This is a genomic window from Sphingobium sp. DC-2 (genome assembly GCF_000722555.1).
GTDB classification, from domain to species: Bacteria; Pseudomonadota; Alphaproteobacteria; order Sphingomonadales; family Sphingomonadaceae; genus Sphingobium; species Sphingobium quisquiliarum.
The window spans coordinates 1-7,023 of record NZ_JNAC01000068.1; the positions used below are offsets into that span (position 1 = coordinate 1).

Annotated in this window: 5 protein-coding genes; 2 read left to right on the forward strand and 3 right to left on the reverse strand. The window is 62.8% G+C overall.

The window, feature by feature from the left end; all coding sequences use genetic code 11:
* The first annotated feature begins 109 nt into the window (after positions 1-109).
* Complete coding sequence (locus tag ET21_RS0115490; protein WP_237751580.1) at positions 110-925, forward strand: hypothetical protein; 816 nt, start codon at positions 110-112, stop codon at positions 923-925.
* 676 nt (positions 926-1,601) lie between these two features.
* Here ET21_RS0115490 and ET21_RS0115495 read toward each other — a convergent pair.
* From ET21_RS0115495 to ET21_RS0115505, 3 genes are all read right to left on the reverse strand, one after another.
* Complete coding sequence (locus ET21_RS0115495) at positions 1,602-2,822, reverse strand: replication initiator protein A (RefSeq protein WP_030540389.1); 1,221 nt, start codon at positions 2,820-2,822, stop codon at positions 1,602-1,604.
* A gap of 235 nt (positions 2,823-3,057) precedes the next feature.
* Positions 3,058-4,155 (reverse strand): ParB/RepB/Spo0J family partition protein, encoded by a 1,098-nt coding sequence (locus ET21_RS0115500; RefSeq protein ID WP_030540390.1) that lies wholly within the window; start codon positions 4,153-4,155, stop codon positions 3,058-3,060.
* 224 nt (positions 4,156-4,379) lie between these two features.
* A complete protein-coding gene (locus ET21_RS0115505; RefSeq protein ID WP_021238595.1) occupies positions 4,380-5,576 on the reverse strand; it encodes an AAA family ATPase in 1,197 nt (398 codons plus the stop codon).
* A gap of 183 nt (positions 5,577-5,759) precedes the next feature.
* Between ET21_RS0115505 and ET21_RS0115510 the strand changes: the two genes are divergently transcribed.
* Entirely contained in the window at positions 5,760-6,773 is a 1,014-nt protein-coding gene (locus ET21_RS0115510) for an aldo/keto reductase (RefSeq protein WP_030540391.1), read from the forward strand.
* Positions 6,774-7,023: the final 250 nt, after the last annotated feature.

The window sequence follows — 7,023 nt, forward strand, 5'->3', positions numbered from 1 at the left end:
TTGATATTACATGATATTATTGAAATGTAGCCTATTTTGTCGGCTGACACTTGGCAATAGCCCTGCTGCCGACATATGGCTCGCCCGGTCACGGTTGAAGGGAGCGGCGATGCTGGCCAGTTCCGCCGGCATTCCCATCACTGTCGTCGAACTGGAGGACTGGATTTGCGGACGGCGTCCACCGCCGCGGCATAGCGAAGGGCTGAACGACCCGCTTTCGGTGGCGGCGCTGGTGCATTTCGCCTTGTCGGCCAATGACAGCCTGCTTGATCCTGTCGCGCGCGCCACGCTTAACATCTCCCGTTCGCTGCTGGACGACCGCAAGGAGGCGGAACTGTGGGGAGCGGAAGATCTGGTGCGTTTCGGACCGGCTTGGCGGGCGGTTCAGAGCGCCCTGGAGGCCCCCTACCCTGCTGTCAGCCTGGAAGCCGTCGCCGAGCGTCTGATCGCCGCCAGGGAGCAGTTGCAGGCGCCTGTGGCCGGGGGACAGTTGCTGACGACGGCGGATGGCCGGCAGTTCCGGCTCGATCCACGCAGGCCGGATCTTGGCTGGGTGATCGCCTGCCATATTCCGGCTGCGCTCAAAGCCTGCGGCCTTGCCTTGCGCCACCTGCCGCCGTTCGTGGATATGGGGCGCTTTCCATCTGACGATGTGGATGCTTTGGCGGAACAGTTGGCTGCGATGATCGCGCGGCAGGCGAGTGAAGGTCTGCGCGAACTGGACCGGCTTGAGCGGCGCGTCAGCCGCCTGCCGCAGGAACTGGAGGTGACGAAGCGGAGCAAGGCGCCTTTGCTCATGCGGCTGGAACTGGCCTATCCGGGATTGAGCAGAATGGCGGCCGCGCGCTTGCTGGGAATCTCGCACCAGGGCGTAACTAAGTTGATGCGTCAGATCTCCAGCAGGACAAAGGAAGGTGCTGGATAACCTGGCGTCTGGATCCTCATCCTTCTTCATTCCCAATAACAGCATCTGCCAGGTTACAAAGTTTATAGGAAAGTTAGAGAGTTACGCGCGGCTCTAAGGCGGAAAAGCTGGCGGAACTGGGCGAGTCGGGCGAAGACCGCCGTTCCTGAAGGATCGGTGATGCGTTCCCGAAATGTCGGCCATGCCGTTCCCGAAATGTCGGGTAACCGTTCCCGATGGTGCGTTGGCCGTTCCCGGAGTGTCGACTGCACCCGGCATATAGTGGATGGCAGTGGGGGATTGAATCAGTTCGAGCGGAGCTTTGCGAGGACACGTTCAAAAGCTGTGGACAAGTTACGGGTCGGGTCGGGTGGCTCATCGAACGGTGGAAGCGTAGCAATCGGCACCCGACACTTCGGGAACGGAATATGTTTGGTGCTATGCCGGTCCGGCAAAGTCGGAGGGTTTGGGCATTCCCCGGATATTGTGATGGACCGGCAGGCGGTGCGAAGCCGGTCAACTCTGCGCTGCGCATTGCCTGATCTGCGTCGTTAAGTGCGGGAAGCGGCGCTTTAGCAAAGAGAAGGAAGGCCGGTGGCCTCTTCGGCTGTATTCCGTAGACGCTGTCCCGATTAGCGCTTTGCATATGGATGTGGCTGGGTGAGCAGCAGATGTCGGCAGCGGGGGAATGGCATCATCAAAGGCGGTGATGGTTCTTTTCGTGGAAACGGCGGACGAAGCCGATGAAGGCCTTTTGATAGTTGACCGGGGTGCGGGATGGATCGGCTTCGAGCCAGTCGCGGAATTCCTGATGGAGGGATTGGTAATCCCACCCCGGATAATTGGCGCGCAATGTTGCCAGGGTTGCATCCGTGACCTCCCCGGCGCTGGCGCGGGAGGAAAGTCCGGTTACCGTGCGGCGGATGACGTCGCTGGCATCGAAAAGGGGTTGCGATGCTTCGGTTGCGGCCTTGAGCTGTGTTCCGCTGGGCTCGCTTGTGTGTCGCGCCGTTTTGGCCACGGCGGGAACGTCGCCATTTCTTTCGGAGGCACGGAATGGTGAGGTGATCCGCTCTGCTTCGGCCGCGCGCCGGCGCATGCGCAGGAAGGGTTCCCGCTTGCCTTCGGGCTGTTCGAGCGCGAGCGTATAGCCGGGGAGCGGGTCGCGCTCGGCGATCTTGGCGATCTCGAACTTGAAGCGGCGGTAGGCGCCTTCTGCTCCTGACTTTTCGAACAGGGTCGGCATGGAGATGGCAAAGCCCCCCTCCCCCGCCCCGCCAGCATGCTTGCGCGCGACCTTGTAGAGCCAGCGTTCGCGGCCGCCGGTGAGGTCGAAATAAGCGCGGTCGATGGACAGCACGCCGCCCTGCATCAGCACGCCTTCGTAGAACCAGTTGCTGAGTTCGATCGTCATGCCGCGCGAACGTTCGGTGCGTTCATCGACCAGCTGGGTCCAGCCATCGAGCCAGCTAAAGGTCGCCTCGCGGCGGTTTTCGGCGCGAATGTTGGTCTTGATGGTAGTGGCGACGAGCCGATCAAGCGATTGGCCGAGCAATTCATAAGCGCGGCCAGTGGTGGGACGGTGAATGGCGCGCAGCAGATCGTAGGGCATGAGGTGCAGCTTGCGCGGCACGTCATTGACGCCGCGGCGCGCCATGTCGGCGAGGACGGAGGCGCAATAGATCAGAATGTCGGCGTCCCAGATGGTCGCCATACCGTAATCGGGATTGGCCGACACATGGACCCACGCCTTGCCATCGGGGGAGGTGTAGTCGATCGGTTTGACGCGCTTCGATTTGGCGAGGCTGAAGAAGGGGCGCTCCATCATCTCGCGCTGGTCGCGCAGGGGCATGTCCGCGATATAGGGGAGGAACAGTTCGAACTGGTCCGTGATGTCCTGCCTGCCGGTGCGGCTCATGGGCGTTTCCCCGGCAAGAAACAGATGGATTTTGCGGAAGATGCCGGGGTGTTTCCCCAGGGAAACCAAGAGAGAAGTAGAAGGCTGAAAAGATTTTTCGGGAGGGGCAGGGGGAGGGGATTGGCGGCTCCCTTCTTCCTGGGGCTAACCTGTTTCCCCGGGGAAACAGCGTGCAGCGGAAAGGGCTGGCCCCCCCCGGCGTCATAACCCCAATGCTGATGCCCCCCTGACCGCATCACTGCTGCAAGCCCAATCCCTGGCGTTCCAGATGTTCCAGCGTGTCGCGCAGGGCCTGGCTCAATGTTTCTATGTCCGCGCCGGAACCTGCGTGAAAGCGGATGGTGACGCCCTGACGGTTGACCGACTGCACGGTGAGGGCAGGGCGGCCGTACCGAGTGGTCCAGGTGAAAGGCTCCTCCTTCGGCTGTGACACCGCCACGCGGGGCGCGTCGAGCAGGCGCTTCAATATCTCGGCAGCGGGGATGGCGGGCGCTCCAGCGGCGCGGCGTTCCCGTTGTGTCGTGGCAAGGCGAGCGGCTTCGGCATGAATGACCGTCGCGGCCGCATGATCGTCCAATGCCTGCGCCAGCGGATAAGCGGGCTTCAACTGAACGTCGCCGGGGGAGGGGAAGGCATCGATAATATCGTCGGGAATGCCCGCGACCTTGATCATCTTGCTGAGCCAGCCCTTGGAGAGCTTCAGCCGCTCCGCCATGCGCGTCAAATGGCTGCCATAATGCGCGCCCAGCGCTTCGGCATAGTTGCGCGCACGCTCAAGGTCGGTGACGTCCTTGCGCGCGCGGTTCTCCAGATCGGCGAGACGGAAGGCCGCTTCGTCATCGAGCTGGGCGACCTGCGCCACGAACATCATGTCGGGATAGCTGTGCGCCCGCAGCCAGCTAATCGAGAAATGGCGGCGCGTGCCCGCTATCACTTCATAGTCGTGATCGGGATCGCCCTCGACACGGCGGACGACGGCGGGCACCTTCTGCCCGCCCTCCGCGATGATCGAATCGATCAACTCGCGGCAATTTTCCTCGGTAAGATGCTGGTACAACCGGGCATTGCCGCGCCAGATGCGGACCCTGGCGGGATCGAGCAGCAATTGCGTCACCTGCCGCACCTCGCCCGAAGCGAGGCGGGCGAGCGCCGTTTCGCGGCCCAGCAATGTCGCGCCACGCACCCGTTCGGCGCGGGGAGGGGCAGGGGAGGGGGCGGAAGGCGCGCGCTCGGCCTCACTGTCCTCCGGCGTTTCGCTCACCGGGGCGGGGGAGGGGCTTTCCGCCTCGTCGGACAGCAGCGCCGCCAGATAATCCGATTGCTTACGCGCCATGGGCTTGTCCTCCGATTCGCGGGGAACATAAAGTGAACATATTACTGTAGGACAGAGCTGATTTTGGTTCACGCGGAGGCGCGGAGGCGCGGAGATCCTTCGCCTCGCCGAAGGCGTTCCCACCCATGCAGAGGGCATGCCGAATTGCGCAGCCGGAGTTTGGAGAGCGGCGATGCCGCTCGGGAAACTGCTCCGCGTCTCCGCGCCTCCGCGTGAACCAAAACTCACGCCGCATTGACGATATCCTCTTCCCGTGCCGGCGCCACGCGGCCCCAGCCCTGGCGGACGAGCGCTTCGATCTGGGCCATGGCTTCGTCCAGGTTCGCGCGGCAGCGTTTGTGGGTACGCGGCGTGCCGATGGGCTTTTCCAGCTCATAGACGGTCATCATGCGCAGCGCCGCATGGCTGATTTCCGCGCTGTCGAGGATGGGGATGGGGAGGAGGGCAGGGCCAAAGCTCTGCTCCATGATCGCGCGCACCATCGAATGGCTGGGATCATTGCTGTCGAATTTGGAACAGAGCAGGCGGACGAACTGGTAATCGACCTCTATCCCCGCCGTTTGCAGCTGGTTGATGACCTGATCCATCATAGAGAGAAATTGCACGGTCGAGCAGAAGTCGGGCGTGGTCGCGGCGAGCGGCACCAGCAGCGCATTGGCCGCCTGCATCACCGCAAGGCTGATCGTGCCCAATGCTGGCGGCGGATCGAGCAGCACCACGTCATAATGGCGGGCAAGGTCCATCAGGCCCTGCTTCAATTTGCGGAAGCGCGCGGCGAGGACGGAGCCGCCGTCGCTGCCCGCGGCCGCCAGCTCATATTCCACATCGAAAAGTTCAAGGTTCGACGGGATCAGATCGACATTGGGCCATGCCGTATGCTTGACCGCGTAGAGCAGATCGACCTGCGTCGGATCGATCGAGAGGTAAGGATAAAGCGTCTCTTCCCGCTGAATATTGAAATGGGGGTTGAAGCCGAACAGCGTGGTGGTGGTCGCCTGGCTGTCGCAATCAACGACCAGAACGCGATAGCCCTGCACCGCGAAATAATGCGCCAGATGCGTGGTTACGGTCGATTTGCCGACGCCGCCCTTGAAATTCTGCACCGCGATGATCGCAGGAACGTCCAGCGGCGCGCGTTCGGGCGAGGCGCCCAGCACCTGGCGCATGTTCAGCAGTTCCTCCACCGTATAGCCGGGGCGGCGGCCATTTTCGGTCGGCGGGGCAGGGGGCAGGCGGCCGTCATCCTCCGCCATGCGGATCCGATTCGTGGAGCAGCCGAGCAATTGCGCCGCCTCCGCTATGCCGAAGCGGACATTGAGTTCCTTGCGGCTATCCGGCAGAAAAGCCTTGCGCCGCAGCCTTTCGACCATCTTTTCCCCGGCTTCGGCCAGGTCGCCAATCTGGTCAACAACTGCGTTCATTTCCGCCCCCAAAAAGGAAGTTGAAGCTTATCCGGCGACGCTATCGCAGATTTCCTTCAATTTCGCAATCTATCGCGGAATTTGATGCGGTTGAGCGCGCGATGCAGCGGCACGGTTGCACAGGACAGGAAGCTGGGGAATAAACCCGCCGGACCATATTGCCTAGCATCGGGGATTTCGCGCATGCCGCAACCGCTTCCCACCCGCCAGATCGGCCCCTTTACAGTGTCGGCCATCGGCCTTGGCTGCATGAATTTAAGCCATGGCTATTTGCCCCGTCCCGGCGCGGCCGACGCCGAAAGGCTGCTGCTGCATGCGCTCGATTCGGGGATCACCTTCTTTGACACGGCGGCGCTCTATGGCTTTGGGCGCAATGAGGAGCTGCTCGGCCGCACGTTGATGCACCGGCGCGGCGAATTCACGCTGGCGAGCAAATGCGTGCTGGCGGAGATTGACGGCAAGCGCGGGCTGGACGGCTCGCCCGAAGCGATCGCGCGGGTGCTGGAGGATTCGCTGCGGCGGCTGCGCGTCGATCATATCGATCTTTATTATATGCACCGGCTGGACCCCAAGGTGCCGGTCGAGGAATCGGTCGGCGCGCTGGTGCGGGCGAAGGAAGCGGGCAAGATCGGCGCGATCGGCCTTTCTGAAATGTCGGCGGCGACGATCCGGCGGGCGCATGCGGTGCATCCGATCGCGGCGGTGCAGACGGAATATTCGCTCTGGACGCGCAATCCCGAAATCGCGGTGCTGGATAGCTGCGCGGAGTTGGGGATCGGCTTTGTCGCCTTCTCCCCTCTTGGGCGCGGCCTTCTTGCCGGTAATGTCAGCGGGGCGGGAATAGGGGAGGGGGACCTGCGCGCCGACATTCCCCGGTTCCAGGGGGATCATCTGGCGGCGAATCTGGCGCTTTACGAAAAGATGCGGGCCCTGGCGGCGGAGGCGGGCTGCACGCCCGCGCAACTATGCCTTGCCTGGCTGCTGTCCAGGGGACCGCATATCGTGCCGATTCCCGGCACCACCAATATCGCGCATCTGGACGAGGATCTGGCGGCGTTGTCGCTCGACCTTTCCGATGACGTGCTGGCGGCGGTCGATGCCCTGTTCCCGGCGGGCGCGGCGGCGGGCGCGCGCTACAGCCGGATGGCGCAGGCGCAGGCGGGCACCGAAACCTTTCCGGACGAGGAACTGGTCTGAGGCGGGACGGGGACCCAGGAAAATAAAAATCGCGATGTCTGATTTTTCCTGTTGACCGACTCATCCGGCACGCCTAGATGCCACTCCACCGACGCGGTGAGCGCCACTGGTTCTCGCTTCGATCGGTCGCCAACATAGTCGGACGCCAGTCCCCCGGAACGCAAGGATCGGGGTGGTTGGGTTGTCCGCTTCGATGATTGGTCGAGTTCTTTGACATTGTTGATTGATGAAGGGACATGTGGGCGGCGGC